General features: G+C 66.6%; 18 protein-coding genes. 9 read left to right on the top strand and 9 right to left on the bottom strand.

The features are described 5' to 3' along the window. Positions 1–55 precede the first annotated feature (55 nt). From KF715_16865 to KF715_16855, 3 genes are all read right to left on the bottom strand, one after another. On the bottom strand, positions 56–1,135 hold the full coding sequence (locus KF715_16865) for a lactonase family protein (protein MBX3738370.1): 1,080 nt from the start codon (positions 1,133–1,135) through the stop codon (positions 56–58). 206 nt (positions 1,136–1,341) lie between these two features. Then, on the bottom strand, positions 1,342–2,346 hold the full coding sequence (locus KF715_16860) for a 2-hydroxyacid dehydrogenase (GenBank protein MBX3738369.1): 1,005 nt from the start codon (positions 2,344–2,346) through the stop codon (positions 1,342–1,344). Between the two features lie 167 nt (positions 2,347–2,513). After that, positions 2,514–3,821 (bottom strand): acetyl-CoA hydrolase/transferase family protein, encoded by a 1,308-nt coding sequence (locus KF715_16855; protein MBX3738368.1) that lies wholly within the window; start codon positions 3,819–3,821, stop codon positions 2,514–2,516. Between the two features lie 239 nt (positions 3,822–4,060). Between KF715_16855 and KF715_16850 the strand changes: the two genes are divergently transcribed. Further along, a complete protein-coding gene (locus KF715_16850; GenBank protein ID MBX3738367.1) occupies positions 4,061–5,554 on the top strand; it encodes a succinate CoA transferase in 1,494 nt (497 codons plus the stop codon). A gap of 108 nt (positions 5,555–5,662) precedes the next feature. On the opposite strand, the gene KF715_16845 is transcribed toward KF715_16850, so the two are convergent. Together KF715_16845 and KF715_16840 are read right to left on the bottom strand one after the other, a co-directional pair. Continuing rightward, positions 5,663–6,763: a hypothetical protein gene (locus tag KF715_16845; protein ID MBX3738366.1), complete on the bottom strand. Its 1,101-nt coding sequence runs from the start codon at positions 6,761–6,763 to the stop codon at positions 5,663–5,665. 706 nt (positions 6,764–7,469) lie between these two features. Then, positions 7,470–8,051 (bottom strand): thymidine kinase, encoded by a 582-nt coding sequence (locus KF715_16840; GenBank protein MBX3738365.1) that lies wholly within the window; start codon positions 8,049–8,051, stop codon positions 7,470–7,472. Between the two features lie 246 nt (positions 8,052–8,297). Here KF715_16840 and KF715_16835 point away from each other — a divergent pair, with 246 nt between their 5' ends. The 6 genes from KF715_16835 (at position 8,298) to KF715_16810 (ending at position 11,440) form a co-directional block, all read left to right on the top strand. After that, a complete protein-coding gene (locus KF715_16835; protein MBX3738364.1) occupies positions 8,298–9,248 on the top strand; it encodes a YafY family transcriptional regulator in 951 nt (316 codons plus the stop codon). A gap of 100 nt (positions 9,249–9,348) precedes the next feature. Beyond that, the gene (locus KF715_16830; GenBank protein MBX3738363.1) at positions 9,349–9,828 is read left to right on the top strand and encodes a nuclear transport factor 2 family protein; all 480 of its coding nucleotides are present in this window, start codon (positions 9,349–9,351) and stop codon (positions 9,826–9,828) included. A gap of 11 nt (positions 9,829–9,839) precedes the next feature. Further along, positions 9,840–10,211: a hypothetical protein gene (locus tag KF715_16825; protein MBX3738362.1), complete on the top strand. Its 372-nt coding sequence runs from the start codon at positions 9,840–9,842 to the stop codon at positions 10,209–10,211. Positions 10,212–10,242: 31 nt separating this feature from the next. Then, positions 10,243–10,620 (top strand): VOC family protein, encoded by a 378-nt coding sequence (locus tag KF715_16820; protein ID MBX3738361.1) that lies wholly within the window; start codon positions 10,243–10,245, stop codon positions 10,618–10,620. A 5-nt stretch (positions 10,621–10,625) separates the two neighbouring features. Beyond that, a complete protein-coding gene (locus tag KF715_16815) occupies positions 10,626–11,000 on the top strand; it encodes a VOC family protein (protein MBX3738360.1) in 375 nt (124 codons plus the stop codon). Further along, on the top strand, positions 10,997–11,440 hold the full coding sequence (locus KF715_16810; GenBank protein ID MBX3738359.1) for a hypothetical protein: 444 nt from the start codon (positions 10,997–10,999) through the stop codon (positions 11,438–11,440). Before KF715_16815 ends, KF715_16810 begins: the two co-directional genes overlap by 4 nt. 3 nt (positions 11,441–11,443) lie before the next feature. Here the strand turns inward: KF715_16810 and KF715_16805 are convergent, their stop codons facing one another. Then, positions 11,444–11,935, bottom strand: coding sequence for a VOC family protein (locus tag KF715_16805; GenBank protein MBX3738358.1), 492 nt, complete (start codon positions 11,933–11,935; stop codon positions 11,444–11,446). A gap of 112 nt (positions 11,936–12,047) precedes the next feature. Here KF715_16805 and KF715_16800 point away from each other — a divergent pair, with 112 nt between their 5' ends. Continuing rightward, positions 12,048–12,458: a DoxX family protein gene (locus KF715_16800; protein ID MBX3738357.1), complete on the top strand. Its 411-nt coding sequence runs from the start codon at positions 12,048–12,050 to the stop codon at positions 12,456–12,458. A gap of 12 nt (positions 12,459–12,470) precedes the next feature. Here the strand turns inward: KF715_16800 and KF715_16795 are convergent, their stop codons facing one another. From KF715_16795 to KF715_16785, 3 genes are all read right to left on the bottom strand, one after another. Continuing rightward, the gene (locus tag KF715_16795) at positions 12,471–13,223 is read right to left on the bottom strand and encodes a nucleoside monophosphate kinase (GenBank protein MBX3738356.1); all 753 of its coding nucleotides are present in this window, start codon (positions 13,221–13,223) and stop codon (positions 12,471–12,473) included. 157 nt (positions 13,224–13,380) lie between these two features. Further along, a complete protein-coding gene (locus tag KF715_16790; protein MBX3738355.1) occupies positions 13,381–14,343 on the bottom strand; it encodes a 2-oxoacid:ferredoxin oxidoreductase subunit beta in 963 nt (320 codons plus the stop codon). A 14-nt stretch (positions 14,344–14,357) separates the two neighbouring features. Beyond that, on the bottom strand, positions 14,358–16,196 hold the full coding sequence (locus tag KF715_16785) for a 2-oxoacid:acceptor oxidoreductase subunit alpha (GenBank protein ID MBX3738354.1): 1,839 nt from the start codon (positions 16,194–16,196) through the stop codon (positions 14,358–14,360). 256 nt (positions 16,197–16,452) lie between these two features. On the opposite strand from KF715_16785, the gene KF715_16780 reads away from it, so the two are divergent. Continuing rightward, positions 16,453–17,394 carry a hypothetical protein gene (locus tag KF715_16780; GenBank protein ID MBX3738353.1) on the top strand — a complete coding sequence of 314 codons (942 nt, stop codon included), beginning with the start codon at positions 16,453–16,455 and terminating at the stop codon, positions 17,392–17,394. The last annotated feature ends 2 nt before the right edge of the window (positions 17,395–17,396 follow it).

Here is a 17,396-nt window from a genome sequence, read left to right as displayed (position 1 = left end):
CGGCGCGCTTCGCGCACCTCGCGATGACAGAAAGGAAGAACGAGGGTGGTTGGTGCTACTCCGCGGCGAACAGCACGCAGACGGCTTGCGGCACGGTGGTCGTGTGGCCGGTCGGCGTGAGGCGGCCGGTCGCGGCATCGACGGCGAAGCTCACGAGGTTGTCGCTGTCGCGGTTGGCGCAGACGAGCCAGCGGCCGTCAGGTGAGAGGTTGAAATTGCGCGGGTGCTTGCCGCCGCAGGGAAGGATCTGCACGAGCGAGAGCGTGCCGTGTTCCGGATCGCGCGCGAAGACGGCGAGGCTGTCGTGGCCGCGGTTCGAGCCGTAAACGAAACGGCCGTTCGGGTGCAGCCGGATTTCGGCGCAGGTGTTCTCACCGTGGAAATCGGCCGGAAGCGTCGGGAGCGTCTGGATGCTCTGCAGCGCTCCGCTGGCCAGATCGCGCGAAAATGCGGTGATGCTGCCGCTCAGTTCGTTGATGGCGTAGAGGAAGCGGCCGTCGGCGGAGATCTTGCTGTGGCGTGGGCCGGCACCGGGGGCTACGGCGACATCTCCCGCGGGAGCGAACGACCCGCGCGCGGGATCGAGCGCGAACACGAAGATCCGGTCCAGGCCGAGATCGCAGACATACGCGAAACGCCCGTCGGGCGAAAGCGTGACGGAATGAGGATGCGGTTTGTCCTGACGTGCGCGGCTGGGCCCGAGTTCTCCGGCCGTCCGGAACAGCGACGCGCGCTCTGCAAGCCGGCCGTCGGCGGAGAGCGGAAAGCTCGCGACCGTGCCGCCGCCGTAGGCGACGGTGAGGAGCATGCGGCCGTCGGCGGTGATCGCGAGGTGCGTCGTCGGGTCGCCGGCACCGCGTCCGCCGAGGGGCGTGAGCCGCGTCGTCGCGGCATCGAAGGCGAATGCGACGGCGCCGCCCGAGACCTTGCCGGAAGGATCATCGCCTGGGCCGAGGGCGTAGAGGATTTTGCCGTCCGGGCGCCATGCGAGGAAGGTCGGGTTCGGGGTCTCGGCGGCGAGTTCGGCCGGGCTGAGCGCGCCGGTCTGCGGGTCGAGACGCACGGTGTAGATGCCGCGGCTCGCGCCGTCTTTGGGAGTGTAGGTTCCGACGAAGATGAGAAGCGCGGCGGACATGGGTGCGAGAAACGACATTGCGAGGCGGAGTTGGGAGCGGACGCGAGCGCCGGCGGGATGGCAAGCGCACGCTGAGTGATAGCGACCGAGGGCGGCCGCGGAGCGCGGAGTGGCGGGCGGAGAACATTACGTATTACGTAATGAAGGCTCCAGTGCGGTTGACGGGGAGAAACAGGCGGCGGAGGGGTTGGCGCGCGGGGCGACGCTCAGGCGAGTTGCGTGCCGTCGAGGAACGGCGTGCGTGCTGCGCCGCGGCGGAGATTTTCCAAGGTCACGCGGGCAATCTCACCGAGCGCTTCGCGCGTGAGGAAAGCCTGGTGCGCGGTGATGAGGACGTTCGGGAACGTGAGCAGGCGCGCGAGCTCGTCGTCCGCGAGGACGCGGTCGGAGTGGTCTTCAAAGAAGACGCCTTCCTCCTCCTCGTAGACGTCGAGGGCGACGCCGCCGACACGGCCGGACTTCAGACCGTCGATGAGCGCGGCGGTGTCGATCAGCTTGCCGCGGCTGGTGTTCACGATGAACGCGCCGCGCTTCATGGCGGCGAGCGTGGGCTCGTTGACGAGGTGGTGTGTCTCGGGCGTCAGCGGCGAGTGGAGCGAGATGACGTCGCTCTGCGCGAAGAGGTCCGTCTTCGAGACGTAGCTGACGCGGTGTTGCGCGGCCCAGACGGCATCGGGAAACGGATCGCAGGCGAGCACGCGCATGCCGAAGCCGCGGAGAATCTCGGCGACGATCCGGCCGATCTTGCCGGTGCCGACGATGCCGGCGGTCTTGCCGTGGAGGTCGAAGCCGACGAGGCCAGCGAGGGAGAAGTTCTGTTCGCGCACGCGATTGTGGGCGCGGTGGATCTTGCGGTTGAGCGTGAGCAGGAGTGCGAGCGTGTGCTCGGCGACGGCGTGCGGGGAGTAGGCGGGCACGCGCGTGACGGCGAGGCCGAGTTCCTTGGCGGCGGCGAGGTCGACGTTGTTGAAGCCGGCGCAGCGGAGCGCGACGTGGCGCACGCCGGCGTTTTTCAAGTGCGTGAGGAGCGAGCGATCGAGGCGGTCATTGACGAAGCAGCAAACGGCGTCCGCGCCGATGACGGTGGCGGCGGTGTTTTCGGTCAGGCGGTGATCGAGAAAACGCAGCGTGAGGTCGCCGCTCTCGCTGGCGGGCGCGAAATACTCGCGGTCGTAGGGCTTGGTGTCGAAGAAGGCGACGGTCGTGGTCATGGCGTGGAGAAGGCGCGCACGAAAGAAGCGATTCGGCGGCGGGGTGCAATCGCGCACGCGCGGCTTGGACGCATGGCGAAGGCGGGTGCCGTGGTCGGCAGTGGCGCCGCAACGACGGGATACGCTTTGTCGCCGCCGGGACGGCGGCGACCACCTTGGCGGAGCGGTTACTCGGAGAAGTTGAAGTGCCGCAGGCCGTTCACGCGGCGGCGGAGTTCGGTGCGGAAATCCGGGTGCGCGATCGAGATCAGGGCGTTGGCGCGCTCGCGGAGCGTCTTGCCCCAGAGGTTGACGGCGCCGTATTCGGTGACGACCCAGTGCACGTGGCCGCGCGTGGTGACGACGCCGGCGCCGGGTTTCAGCTCGGCGGTGATGCGCGAGATGGTGCCGTTCTTCGCCGTGGCGGGGAGGGCGATGATGGGTTTGCCGCCAGGCGAGAGCGCGGCGCCGCGGATGAAATCCATTTGGCCGCCGATGCCCGAGTAGATCGCGTGGCCCATCGAGTCGGCGCAGACTTGGCCGGTGAGGTCGATCTCGATGGCGGAATTGATCGCGACGACCTTGGGATTCTTGCGGATGGCGGCGGTGTCGTTCGTGCGGTCGGAGCCGGAGAAGGTGACGAACGGGTTGTCGTGCACGAAGTCGAAAGTCTTCTGCGTGCCGACGCAAAAGGCGGTGACGATGCGGCCGGGGAAGACGGCTTTGAACTTGTTCGTCACGGCGCCGGACTCGACGAGCGGCACGAGGCGGTCGGAGAACATCTCGGTGTGGATACCGAGGTCGCGTTTGTGGTGCAGGCGCGCGAGCACGGCGTCCGGGATGGCGCCGATGCCCATTTGCAGCGTCGAACCGTCCTCGACCAGGTCGGAGATGATTTCGCCGATGCGGCCTTCGATGGGGCTCTCCGGCTCGGGCGGATGCTGGTGCATCGTGCGGTTGGTGGCGATGAAGGCGTTGACACGCGAGAACGGCACGAACGACTCGCCGCGGGTGCGCGGCATCTGCTCGTTGATCTCAGCGATGACGGTCGTGGCGCTCTCGAAGGCGGCGAGTGCCACGTCAACCGAGGTGCCGAGCGTGCACCAGCCGTGCTCGTCCGGCGGCGAGAGCTGCACGATGGCGACATCGAGCGGAATCTGGCGGCTGCGAAAGAACGACGGGATGTCCGAAAGGAACACCGGCATGAAGTCCGCGCGGCCTTCGGCGATGACCGGTCGCGTGGCGGCGCCGCTGAAGAGCGAGATCGAGCGGACGCGGCCTTCGCAGGCTTTGTCGACGATGGCGAGGCGGCCTTCGGTGTGGACGTGGTAGACGCGCACGCCTTCGACGTCGGTGCGCGCAGCGAGCGCGTCGACGAGGGCGGTGGGCGTCGCGGCGCCGCCGTGCAGGAAGCAGCGCGCGCCGCTGGGGATGAGTTTCACCACGTCTTCGGCGGACATCGCCTGAGTGCGGTAGTCGGGGCGGGGGTTTTTCATTTGCCGGCGAGCGTAGCGGTTTTGTCATAAGCCCGGCAACGGGACACCCTGCGCGTCCCGTGGGGAGCTTTGGCCGGATTTTGTTCTGCCCGGGCCGGGGCGAGAGAGGGTCGGCGGAGTTTTCAGTGTCAGTCGCAAGAATCGCGTGCGGCGTGCCAAGTGTTGCACAGCGGCTGGCGCGCAAACCTGACATGGTAAAACTCGCCCAATTGGCGCATTTTCCACTCTCACGATTTCCCATGAACTATCCGTTCCCCACGCTCTCACCGCAGGAAGCTGCGGCCTTGGTGCAGGACAAGGACACGATCGGCTTCGGCGGCTTCACGGCCGCCGGCGCGTGCAAGGTCGTGCCTCTCGCCATCGCGGCTCGCGCTAAGGCCGAGCACGCGGCCGGCCGTCCCTTCAAGCTCGGCGTCATCACCGGCGCCTCGACCGGCAAGTCGCTCGACGGCGCGCTCGCCGAGGCCGAGGCCATCGCTTGGCGCACGCCGTATCAGTCCGACCCGACGCTGCGCAAATCGATCAACGAGGGCCGCACGCAGTTCTTCGACTTGCACCTTTCCGCCGTGCAGCCGGCGGTGCGCAGCGGCGTGTTCGGCAAGATGAACTGGGCCATTCTCGAGGCGAGCCATGTGACCGCGCAGGGCGAGATCGTGCTGACGACCTCGGTGGGTTGCGCGAACACCTTCGCGCGGCTCGCGGACAAGATCATCATCGAGCTTAACGCCTACCACCCAGGCGACCTGATGGGCTTTCACGATCTCTTCGAGCCGGCCGATCCGCCGTTCCGCCGCGCCATTCCGATCTACGCGCCCACCGACCGCGTCGGCGCGAGCTTCATCAAGGTCAACCCGAAGAAAATCGCCGGCGTCGTGCTGACGAATACGCCGGACGAGTCCGGTGGTTTTGACGCACCCGACGCAGTGACGAACAAGATCGGCGAGAACGTCGCGCAATTCCTCGCGAGCGAGATCAAGGTCGGCCGCCTGCCGTCGTCGTTCCTCCCGCTGCAATCCGGCGTGGGCAACATCGCCAACGCCGTCATCGGCGCGCTCGGCGCCAACCCCGGCATTCCGCCGTTCATGATGTATACGGAGGTCATCCAGGATTCCGTCATCAATCTGCTGAAAAGCGGCAAGTGCACCTTCGCCAGCGGCTGCTCGCTCACGGTGAGCCCGCAGCAGCTCCAGCAGTTCTACGGCGACCTCGAGTTCTTCCGCTCGCGCGTCGTGCTGCGTCCGCAGGAAATCACGAACAGCCCCGAGATCGTCCGCCGCCTCGGCCTGATCACGATCAACACCGCGATCGAGGTCGACCTCTTCGGCAACGTGAACAGCACGCACGTCATGGGCCGCGACCTGATGAACGGCATCGGCGGCTCGGGCGACTTCACTCGCAACGCGCAGATCTCCATCTACACCTGCCCGTCGGTGGCGAAGAAGGGCTCGATCAGCACGATCGTGCCGCTCGTCACGCACCTCGACCACAGCGAGCACTCGGTGCAGGTCGTGGTGACCGAGCACGGCGTGGCCGATCTCCGCGGCAAATCGCCCGGCGAGCGCGCATCGCTGATGATCGAGAAGTGCGTGCATCCCGAGTATCGCGACTCGCTGCGCGAGTATCTGCGCATCTCCGCCAAGGGCCACGTGCCGCAGACGCTGCACAACGCATTCAAGATGCACCTCGCCTACCTCGAGCAGGGCGACATGCGCCAGGTGAAGTGGTCGAGCTGACGCGCGAACCCATTTGCCATTGCGACGCGAGCGACCGGTGACGGCGCTCGCGTTTTTCATGGTGCGCCGCCGGAGCCGGCGGCGGCAACGGGCGGAAAGAGCAGACGCTCAGTGCGTCTCGGCCAGCTCGCGCTTCGGGGCGGCGGTGGCGGACCGGGCGGCGACCGACGCGGCGGCGGACTTGTGAGCGGACGCGGTGGTGTGGCGTTCGCCCTCGACCAGGATTTCGAGCTGGGCCACGGCCTCGTCGAGCAACTGGGCCTGGGCGTTGAGCTCCTCGGCAGCGGCGGCGCTTTCCTCGGCGCTGGCGGCGTTGGACTGCGTGACTTTGTCCATCTGCGTGACGGCGGTCAGCACCTGGCCGATGCCTTGGGATTGCTCCTGCGAAGCCTGGGCGATTTCGGCGACGAGGTCGTCGACCTTGCGCGCCTTGCCGACGATTTCGTCGAGGGACTTGGCGAGACGTTCGGAAATGCCGGCGCCGTGGGCGCTCTTGGAAATGGCGTCCTCGATCTTCTCGGCGGTTTCCTTCGCCGCGGTGGCGGAGCGTTGGGCGAGGTTGCGGACTTCCTCGGCCACCACAGCGAAGCCGGCGCCGGCTTCGCCCGCACGGGCGGCTTCGACGGCGGCGTTGAGGGCGAGGATGTTCGTCTGAAAGGCGATTTCGTCGATTGTCTTGATGATCTTCGCGATGTTGTCGGATGAGGCTTTGATCGCGCCCATGGCGTCGGTCATGGCGGTGACGTCGGTGGCGCCGGTTTCCGCGGCGTGGCGCGTGCCGTTGGCGAGTTGCTTGGCTTGGGCGGCGGACTCGGCGTTGCGCTTGGTCATCGAGGAAATCTCCTCGAGTGAGGCGCTGGTTTCCTCGATCGAGGCGGCTTGTTCGCTGGAGCCGGCGGCGAGATTCTGGGCGGAGCTGCTGACCTGCGTGGCCGCCGTGGCGACTTGCGCGGAGCCGCTGGCGAGCTGCGTGGCGATCTCGCGCAGAGCGCGCGAGGTGAGGCGGATGATCCACCACGAGATCAGGCCGCCGGCGAGGATGGCGGTGAAGACGCCGATGGCGATGAGGCGGGTGGAACTGCGCACGGTGTTGTCGACGGTGATGCTGGCGCTCTGGCCGAGGGCGGACTTGCGCTGCATGAGCTCGTCGATGGCGGCGAGGTATTCGTCGCGGCGAGGGACGAGCTGCTCGTCGAGCAGGCGGCCCATCTGGTCGCCGTTGAGCTCGCGGCTCTTCTTGAGAAGCTCGCCGCGGGTGCCGGTGTAGCGGCCGCGGGCGGCGAGAATCTTCTGCAGGGAGACCTTGTCCTCCTCGCTGGTGAGGAGCGGGTCGAGTTTCTGGTAGCACTCGGTGATCGCGGCGCTACCGCGCTTCATCTCGGCTTCGATTTCGGTGAAGCGCTTTTGGTCGGAGTTGTCCGTGATCGCGTGCTGGTAAGTGTTGGTGACGTTGGCCTGGACGTTGTTCTGGATCTGGCGGAGCAGGTCGATCGTCGGCAGTGCGTCGCGCGTGACGACGGTGGTGACGTCGCGGACTTCGAGGAGGCGCACGTAGGCGAACACGCCGCCACCGACGGCGGCGAGGAGCAGAATGGCGAAGCCGGCCAGAATCCGTTGAGGAATGGTGAGGTTTCTCATGAACAGAATGGAGCGCGAGAAGCGGAGTTTTTCCCCGTATCGGTTCAGAAGGAGCAGGACTGTAGGTGTGCTTGATCGTTGCGGCCGACAGCTGGGGCTCGTCGAGTGGAGCACCGGCCAAAGCACATTCCGGAGTCAAACGCACCCAACGGGATGCGTGCCACGACCCGCACGGACGCACGCTCCGGTCTTTCCGGATATATTTCCCGGGCTAATGAGAGCAATCCCTGCGCACCGGCCAAAAAATGGGACGAACGGCCCTGCGCGGCGCCGGGAGTCAGGCTTGCGCCAGAGCGTCCTTGTAGTGGCGGCGGCACATCGCGACGTAGCGTTCGTTGCCGCCGATCTCGACTTGGGCGCCTTCCTTCACCGCGCGGCCGTCGGGACCGACGCGGAGGTTCATCGTGGCTTTGCGGCCGCAGTGGCAGATGGTTTTCAGCTCGATGAGATTGTCGGCGAGCGCGAGGAGCGCGGCGCTGCCGGGGAAGAGTTGTCCCTGGAAATCCGTGCGCAGGCCGTAGCAGAGCACGGGAATGCCGAGGCGGTCGGAGACGTCGGTGAGTTGCTCCACTTGCGGGCGAGTGAGGAATTGCGCCTCGTCGATCAGCACGCACGCGACCGGCTGCGCGGCGTGCGCGGCCTTCACGTGCGCGAAGACATCTTCATCCGCCTGCAGCGCCATCGCGTCGGCGGCGAGGCCGATGCGCGATTGGATGCGGCCCGTGCCGGCCCGCGTGTCGATCGCGGGGACGAAGAGCAGCGTGTGCATGCCACGCTCGCGGTAGTTGTAGCTCGATTGGAGCAGCACGGTGGATTTGCCGGCGTTCATCGCCGAATAGTAGAAATAGACCTTCGACATGCGCGGCGATCCAACGCGCGGTTCTGCCCGCGCGCAACCGCGTAAACCGAGGTTGCGCGCTCGCTGGGTCTCCGTCCGGTCGCACGGCGCCCGATTTGCCGTATTACGGCAAATTGCCCGGAGTGGCGTGCGGGCGATTTTGCGTATTACGCCAAATCGAGTTGGCCGGGCGGAGCGATGCGCGGTGGCGGCGGCGCGAGGGAAAATTCTGGCCGGGGCGCGTCGGGCGCGGCAAGTTGACCGGACATGAATCGGACCGACCGCCTCGTCGCCATGGTGCTTTACCTGCAAGGGCGGCGCGTCGTGCGCGCGTGCGAGCTGGCGGAACATTTCGAGGTCACGGAGCGCACGGTCTACCGCGACATCTCCGCGCTCAGCGAGGCGGGTGTGCCGATCGCAGGCGAGGCGGGCGTGGGCTACACGTTGATGAAGGGCTATCACCTGCCGCCGGTGATGTTCACGGGCGAGGAAGCGTCGTCGCTGTTCGTCGGCGGCGAACTCGTGAAACAGTTCACCGATCCGTCGCTGCACGTGCCGATGACGACGGCGCTCGACAAGCTCCGCGCGGTGCTGCCGCGCGAGTCGCAGGATCACGTCGACAAGCTCGTGCGCGGCACGCTCGTCGTGGGGCGCGGTTTCGGGCCGAACCAGGATCCGGCGACGCAGCCGATGTTGCTGCCGGTGCAGCAGGGTGTCGTGCAGCGGCGCGTGCTGCGGATGACGTATCGGGGCAACGCGCGCGACGAGACGCAGCGCGACGTGGAGCCGCTCGGCGTCGTGTTCTACGGCGGCTCGTGGTATCTCGTGGCGTGGTGCCGGTTGCGGACGGATCTGCGGCACTTCCGCATCGACCGCATCAAGCGGCTCGAATTGCGGAGCGATCGGTTCGAGCCGCGGCCGGATTTCAACCTCGCCGAGCACATGCGCACCTACGGCGGCGCGGAGCAGGAGATGATCCCCGCGCGCGTGTGGTTCTCGAAATTCGTGCAGGAAAAAGCGCGCCGCGAAAGCTACGCCACGCTCGTGGAGGGGAAGCAACGCGACGGCGGAGCGGAGTTCTCGCTCTACACCATGTCGCTCGAATGGATGGCGCGGTGGCTGTTGTCGTTCGGCACGAGCGCGGAGGCGCTGGAGCCGCCGCAGTTGCGCGCTCTGGTGCGCGCCGAGGCCGAACGCATCGCGCAGCGGCACCGTTGATCCCGCCTCACGGGGCTTCGTCCTGTCGGGGTGCAGGTTGACGTTCCTGACATAGGGCTGTCAGGGGGCCTTGGTAGAGTGGGGCATGATTCCCCGCCACGTGCTCCGTTCCACCCCACTACTCAGTCTCCTGACCGCCGGTGCGTTTCTCGCTGCGGTGCCCGCGGCCTCGGCGTCGGTCGACGAGGACGCCGCCGCCGTCGCGGCGCTCGACACCGCCTTCCAACTCGCGGTGAAGAACAACGATGCCGAGACGATCGTGCGGACGCTGGCGGACGACATGGTGCTGATCACCGGTCGCGGCCGGGTTTACACGCGCGAAGACCATATCGTCGCGGCGCGGACGAAGGAGCGCGTCTACGAGAAGCAGGATGAGGAGCCGGGCTCGCAGAAAGTGCGGGTGTGGGGCGACACGGCGGTGGTCACCGCGTTGCTCTGGTGCAAGGGCGCGACGCACGGCCAGTCCTTCGATTTCAAGGTCTGGTTTAGCGACACCTACGTGCGGACGCCGTCCGGATGGAAATACGTCTTCGGCCAGGCCTCGCTGCCGCTGCCGACGGAGCCGAAGCAGAACAATTAATCCTCACTCCCATGCTCAAAGGACTTCGCTCTCACTTGCTTGCGGCGCCGGATCTGGCCGGCGCCAAGGATTGGTATTCACGCGCGCTCAGTCAGGCGCCCTATTTCGACGAGCCGTTCTACGTCGGCTTCGCGGTCGGTGGCTTCGAGCTGGGTTTGATTCCCGATGCTCGCGCCGCGTCCGGTCCGGGCGGCGGCGTGGCCTATTGGGGAGTGGACGACGTGCCCGCGGCGCACAAGCGACTCGTGCGCTTGGGAGCGACTTCGCTCGAAGCCCCGAACGAGGTCGGTGGCGGGATCGTGGTCGCGTCCGTCGTCGATCCGTTCGGCAACACTCTCGGCCTGATTTTCAATCCGCATTTCGATCCCGCCGCTGTCCGGTAGCGGTGGGATCAAACCTCAACCCTGCATCGCCATGCTCAAAGTCACTGGAATCGCCTTCACCGTTTTCAACATCAAGGACCCCGCGCGCTCGCGTGAGTTTTACGGCAAGACACTCGGCCTCGCTCTCTGCGCGGAGATGGAATTCGCGCCGGGCATGTGGTGGATCGAATACGACACGGGCGAGAGCGCGCTCGCGTTGACGACCTATTCGATGCCGGGCCTGAGCGGCGGGCCGAGTCCCGGCGTGGCGCTCGAGATCACGAATTTCGACGACGCGCTGGCGAACCTCCGCGCGGCGGGCGTGCCGCTGGTGTGGGGCCCGAACGACTTCCCGCCCTGCCGCAGTTTCGCGATTCAGGACCCCGACGGGAACGCGATCTATCTTCACCAACGCAAGTCCAACGCCTGAAGCGCATGCTCCAAGTCACCGCCATCGCCTTCACCGGGTATCCGGTCACCGACATCCCGCGCGCCCGCGCGTTCTACGAGCAGGTGCTCGGGCTGCAATCGACCGCGGTCTTCGAGCACGAGGGCAAGCACTGGATCGAATACGACATCGGCCCCGGCACACTGGCGATCAGCAACATGTCTGCGGACAAATGGAAGCCGTCGCCCGACGGTCCCGCCGTGGCGCTGGAGGTGGCGGAGTTCGAGGCCGCCATCGCGGCGTTACGGGCGGCCAAGGTGAAATTCGTCGTTGATCCGATGGATAGCGGGGTTTGTCGCATGGCGATTGTCTGCGACCCGGATGGCAATTCGTTGTGTATTCATCAACGCCACGTCCCATGAGCCGACATTATTCCCCCACCAGCCAGGCGCTCGTCGCGCCGTTGCACGTGACAGTCGCCGCCAGTCGCGATCAAGTGTTCGGTTTCCTCGCCGACGTGGAGAATCTGCCGCGCTGGGCGCAGGCGTTTTGCGATCGGCTGGAGATTTCGCGGCGCGGCTGGCGGGCGTTTACCGCGTGCGGCGACCTGTTCCTCGAGCTGGAATCCGACGCGCACACTGGAGTGATCGACATCCGGGTGGGCGATGAGGCCGAGCCGCTGGCGGCGATCCCGCTGCGAATTTGGGCGCGCCCGGATGGGGCGACGCTCGTGAGCTGCCACCTCGTGCAGGCGCCCGGACAGGACGTCGTCACCTTCGAGCGCCAGCGCGATGCCTTGGCTTCGGGATTGGCGAGTCTGGCCGAGCGCTGGCCCGATGCGGCGCGACGCTTGTGTGCGTGAGCGCTATTTCAGTTCTGCGAGCAGACCGTGCAGGTCCAGCGGGCGCGTGACCATCGCGAGTTCGCCCGCAGGTGTGCGCGGCCAGTCGGCTTCGGGCCGGTCGCGGTAGAGCTCCACGCCGTTTTGGTCCGGATCGCGCAAGTAGAGCGCCTCACTGACACCGTGATCGGACGCGCCGTCGAGCGGCCAATCCGCCTCGACGAGCCGGCGCAACGCGTCCGCCAATGTGCGGCGAGTCGGGTAGAGGATGGCGGTGTGATAGAGACCGGTCGATCCGGGCGGGGGCGGCGAGCCGCCGAGACTTTCCCAGGTGTTGAGGCCGAGGTGATGATGATAGCCTCCCGCCGAAATGAAGGCTGCTTGCGTGCCATAACGCTGCATCAGTTGGAAGCCGAGCACGCCGCAGTAGAAGTCCAGGGCGCGTTCCAGGTTCGCGACCTTCAGGTGCACGTGGCCGATGCGGACGCCGGCGTCGAGGGCGGGAGAGGTCTTCATCCGGCGAACAAAGCGCGGAAGAGCGGGGAAGGCAAAATAATTGTGTGTGCAACTATATCGCTTGCCAAGCCCCGGCCTTGCGCCCAACGGTCGGGGCGTCCCGTTTCGTCCCATGCAAAAAATCCTTCAGCTCGAATTCATCCCCCGCAGTGCGGATCTCGCGTTGCTCGTGCTTCGTCTCTGGCTCGGCCTTTCGATGGCGCTTCTACATGGCTGGGGAAAAGTCGCGGCGCTGGTGGCGGGGAAAAACATGTTCGAAAAGCCGATCCTTGGGCTCGGTGCCTGGCCGGAGTTTGCCCTCGTGACGTTCGCGGAATTCGCCTGCGCGCTGCTGGTGGCGATCGGGCTGTGGACGCGGCTGGCGAGTTTTTTCATGGTCGTGACGATGGCCGTGGCGTTCTTCATGGCGCACGGCATGAAGCTGAGCGGCCCGATGAGCGGCGAGGTCGCCTACCTCTATCTCGCGGGCTATTTCACGCTGCTGATCGCGGGTGCCGGCAAGTTCAGCTTCGACAAGAAATGATCGGCGCGCGGCTCAGGCGCGCCAGCGGGCCGCCAAGGCGGCGGACGTCCGCGCGAACACTTCCTCCGGCGAGCCGGCGGCGCTGATGTGCACGAGCTGGCCGAGTTCATAGTAGAAATCCAGCAGCGGCTCCGTGGCTTGGAGATAGGCCTGCTGGCGCACATGCACGGCCTCGGGGCGATCGTCCTCGCGCAGAACGAGCGTCGTGCCGCAGAAATCGCACAGGCCCTCGGCCTTGGGCGGGCGCAGCTCGGCGTGGTAGACGGCCTTGCAGACGGGGCAGGTGCGGCGGCCGCCGATGCGCGCGATGAGTTCGGGCTCGCTCAGATCGTAGCTGACGACGGCGTCGACGGCGACGCGCTCGGCTTCGAGCAGCACTTGCAGGGCGGCAGCCTGCGGCACGGTGCGCGGGAAGCCGTCGAGAATGAACCCGCCGCGGCAGCGCAGGCAGGTCATGCGTTCGCGCACGAGTTGGAGCACCGTCTCGTCGGAGACGAGCTCGCCGCGGCTCATGCGCTCCACGGCCAGCCGCATGGCGGGTGTGAGCTGGTCGTGATGCGCGGTGCGGGCGAGGCGGAAGATATCGCCGGTCGAGAGATGGCACGCGCCGAGTGCGGCCGAGAGGAGTGCGGCTTGGGTGCCTTTGCCGACGCCGGGGGCGCCGAGTAGGAGCAGCCGACGCGGGGGATCGACGTGCGGCGGCGGGGTTTGACACGCATGCTGTGGCCCATGCAACCAAGCCGAGCGATCGTGCTGCAGGTTCATGGCGGGCGTCGAAGGGACGCGCCCATTATGCGCCGGTGCGGCGAGGTGTGCTGGGCCGGCGTTGCGCAATGCTGGGCGCGGGTTGCAGGCGGAAAAAGGAAGAGCCGGCGGTGCTCGCAAGCAGCCGCCGGCTCCTGGGTATAACTAGAGCAAATCTTCAGCGCATCTTCACGAACGTGCTCTCGAGGAGCTGGAGCGCGGAGGCGCCCTTGGTCTTTTCGCGGGTGCGGGCGATGAGGTCTCGTTCGAGTTTGTTCTTCGTCGGGCGGTTCACCTCGTAGAACACGCCGAAGTAGCCGGGCGCGTCGGCGAGGGCGAGTTTCATGGCGGAGAACTCGTCCGTCGGGTCGTGACGTGCGGCGTCCTCGGGGGTGCCGTCGTTCTTCTTGAGTTCGATCTGCTGCCACTTGCCGCCCTTGCGCGGATTGGCGGCGTCGAAGGCGCCTTCGTTGAACTCGACGCACTCGGAGAGAATCTCGACGACGGAGAAGCCGTCGTGCTGCGCGGCGCGGAGCATCATCTCGGTCATGTGGTTGACCTGGGTGGCGTGCGAACGGGCGACGAAGGTGGCGCCGGCGGTGAGGAGCGTCTTCATCGGGTTGACCGGCTGCTCCATCGCGCCCCACGGATCGGTCTTCGACTTGAAGCCGACGGGCGAGGTGGGCGAGGTCTGTTTCTTGGTCAGGCCGTAGACGGAATTGTCCATGATGACGTAGGTCATCTTGGTGTTCTTGCGGGCGGCGTGGAAGAGGTGGTTGCCGCCGATGGAGAAGCCGTCGCCGTCGCCGCCGAAGGCGAAGACGTGCAGGTCGTCGCGGCCGAGCGAAATGGCGGCGGCGAATGGCAGCGAGCGGCCGTGGATGAAGTGGCCGCCGTGGCTGTTGACGAAGTAGGGGAAGCGCGACGAGCAGCCGATGCCGGCGAACGTCACGATGTTTTCCTGCGGGTAATTCAGCTTCTCGAGCACGCGGTAGAACGACGCGAGCACGGCGAAATCGCCGCAGCCCGGGCACCAGGTCGGGTGATCGGAGACGAGGGTTTTCTTGGCGAGGGGCGCGCGGCCGGGGCCGCCGATGGCGGGGGCTTCGGCGAGCGGAGCGGAAACGGGAGCGGAACTCATGGCGTGGGGTGGGTTCAGGCGGAGAGATGTTTTTGGACGCCCGCGACGATCTCGCGGACCTTGAACGTGAGACCGTCGGTCTTGGTGACGCTGACGATCGACGGGTTGGCGAACGCGCCGCGCAGGAGCATGGCGAGCTGACCGTAGCCGTGCAGGCCCTCGTCGTTGATTTCGCACACGACGACCTTCTTGTAGCGCGCGAAGATCTCGGCGAGGCCGGGCGCGAACGGCGCGAGGTGGCGCAGGTGGAGCTGGCCGACCTTGATCGGCTGGTCGCCGCTGCGGAGCTGATTCACCGCTTCGCGGATCGGGCCGTAGGTGGAGCACCAGCCGATGACGAGGGCGTCGCCGGATTGGTCGCCGTAAATCTCGTGCGCGGGCAGAGTGGCGGCGACGGCTTTGATCTTTTCGCGGCGGCGTGCGTTCATCTTCGCGTGCACGACCGGGCTGGCGGACGGATGGCCCGCTTCATCGTGCTCGAGACCGGTGACGGTCGGGTATTTGCCCGAGAGCATGCGTGTGCCGGGCGGCACGTGCTTCGGCCATTTTTCGAGCGGGTAGGGCTTGTAGTCGACGGGCGCGGGCGTGAGGTCGAGCACGGGCTCTTTGACGAGAGCCTTCAGGTCGGGTTCTTCGAACGCCTCGATGCGTGTCGCGAGCGCCTGGTCGGTGAGGATGATGACCGGCGTGGAAAATTCCTTCGCGATGCGCGCGGCCTCCATGGCGATGTAGAAGCAATCTTCGACGTCCTTCGGGGCGAGCACGACGCGCGGCGTGTCGCCGTGGGAGCCGTAGAGCGCTTGGAGGAGGTCGGATTGCTCGACGCTGGTCGGCATGCCGGTGGAAGGGCCGCCGCGCTGGACGTTGATGCAGATGAGCGGGATTTCCGCCATGCTGCCCCAGCCGAGGGCTTCCATCTTGAGGGAGAGACCCGGGCCGGAGCTGCCGGTGACGGAGAGGTGGCCGGAGTAGGCGAAACCGAGCGCGTGCGACACGGCGGCGATCTCGTCTTCGGCTTGCACGAAGAGGCCGCCGTATTTCGGCAGCTCCGTGCGGAGCATTTCCATGATCGAGGACCACGGCGTGATCGGATACGCGGCGCCGTAGCGGACGCCGGCAGCGAGCAGGCCGTAAACCATCGCGGTGTTGCCGTCCATCGTGACGGCGGGGCGCGAGGTGGTGGCTCCGGTGGAAGTGGCGCGGGCGAAGCGATAGAGGTGGCCGAGGAGATTCTCGACCGGGTGGGCGTAACCGGCGTCGAAGGCCATCATGGCGTTGCGCACGGCTTCTTCGCCGCGGCCGCCGAGGCGCTCCTTGATGAGTTGCGAGAGCTTCGGCACATCGAGGTCGAAGATGCGGGCGATCAGGCCGAGCACGAAAATGTTCTTACCCTTGTCCTTGCCGGTGCCGCCGACGGCTTCGACGGTCGCAGAGGTGATCGGGATGCCGACGTTGGTGAAGCGGCGGTCCTCGGGGTTCGGTTTGACGTGGTCGGTGTCGTAGATGAGCACGCCGCCCGGACGGAGCGCGCTGATGTGCGATTCGTAGCTGTGTTGGTAGAACGCCACGAGGAAGTCGGCTTGGTCGCCCGACGACAGGATGTCGCCGGTGCCCATGCGGACTTGGAAGATCGAGGGACCGCCCGAGATGGTGGCGGGGATCGTCATGTAGGTCATGACGTCCTGGTCGCTACGGCCCGCGAGGCGGGCGAGGAAGCCGCCGACGGACTGGATGCCGTCCTGCGAGTTGCCGGCTAGTCGAATGACGACATCCGGAATGGTGGTTTTATCGGCGGACGAAGCGACTGCGCTTCCGGGTTGTCCGCCCGGCGTGGACGAGTTGGGGCTAACCATAGGTAGATGACTGGAAAGATGCCCGCACTCGGCTTCGGCGTCATCCCAAGACTTGGCGAGGTGTGTGCATTATTTGGCGGGATTATGCCCGGGTTTTCGGCGTCCGGAAACACGCCGGCTACTGGCGGGACGGGATTTTGACGGGTCACAACTTTTCGTGATGCAGATTTCGGCGGTGGGCGCGCGAGCGCTCGGAGGGAAGTTACTAGTCGGCGCGAGGGGTTTGGCGCATGGAAATCGAGGGCCGTCTCGCATCATGAAAATCCACCTTGGGCTGTGCCTTGCACTGGGTTGGGCGGCGGGCTGGGCGGCGGAATATCCGCAGGCGGACACGCTCCAACTGCTCGATCCGCAGCAGACGCTGCCCGAAAACGTCGAGCGGCTCAAACGCGCCGGGGCGCCGTCGGCCGAGGTCAGTCTCGTGCTCGCGCATGTGCTGCATTGGTGGGATGAGGGCGCGCCGGACGTCACGAACCTCGCTCCGGCCAAGGCGGAGGCGGTGAAATCGCTCGAATTGACGCGCCAATGTGCGCGCCGCTCCTGGTGGCGTGACCGGCTCATCGGGCGCATTTCTCGCGCGGAAGCCGATGCGCTCCGCGCCAAGGCGGACGCGGATTTCGCGGCGCAACTGGGCGCGTTGCTCACGGCGGACGAGAGGGGCGAGTATCTTTTCCGCGCCGCACCGGGCATGGCCAAGGTGCGCGAACGTGCGTGGGGTTTGGGCGTGCCTGACGAGAAACTCCTGTGGTTGGCGGAGGCCGAGCGGCAGTGGATCGAGTGCAATGCCCGCGCGCGGGCGGCGGCGGATCGGCGCGTGCCGGTGGCGGTCGACTTCGACGCGGCGCGGCTGACGCGGGTGCGCACGGCGTTGATGGTGCTCGAGGAGTCAACCACGGCGACCTACGTGCGGCGTGCGGATGCGGATTTCGATTACTGGTGCCAGGTCCTGGGCGAGGATGCCGCGCTGAGTCCGGAGAAATTGCTGCGCGTCTATCTCGCCTTTTGCGATCTGCGCCGGGCAAAGCACGAACTCCTCATGGATCGCAGCATCACGAAGACGCAGGAGAATCAGGCGGTCGCGCAATTGCGCGCGACGGCCCGCGAGCGCGCGCACACCCAGCTGGGCGACGTGGGATTCGAGCGCTTCACCGCGCACGAACTGGGGGCGTGGCTGCGCGAGCCCACGTCGCAGCGGTGAAT

Origin of the sequence: Candidatus Didemnitutus sp., assembly GCA_019634575.1 — a bacterium.
Lineage (GTDB): Bacteria > Verrucomicrobiota > Verrucomicrobiia > Opitutales > Opitutaceae > Didemnitutus.
Note: the sequence above shows the minus strand (reverse complement) of the source record. Positions and strands in the feature narration are given on the sequence as shown.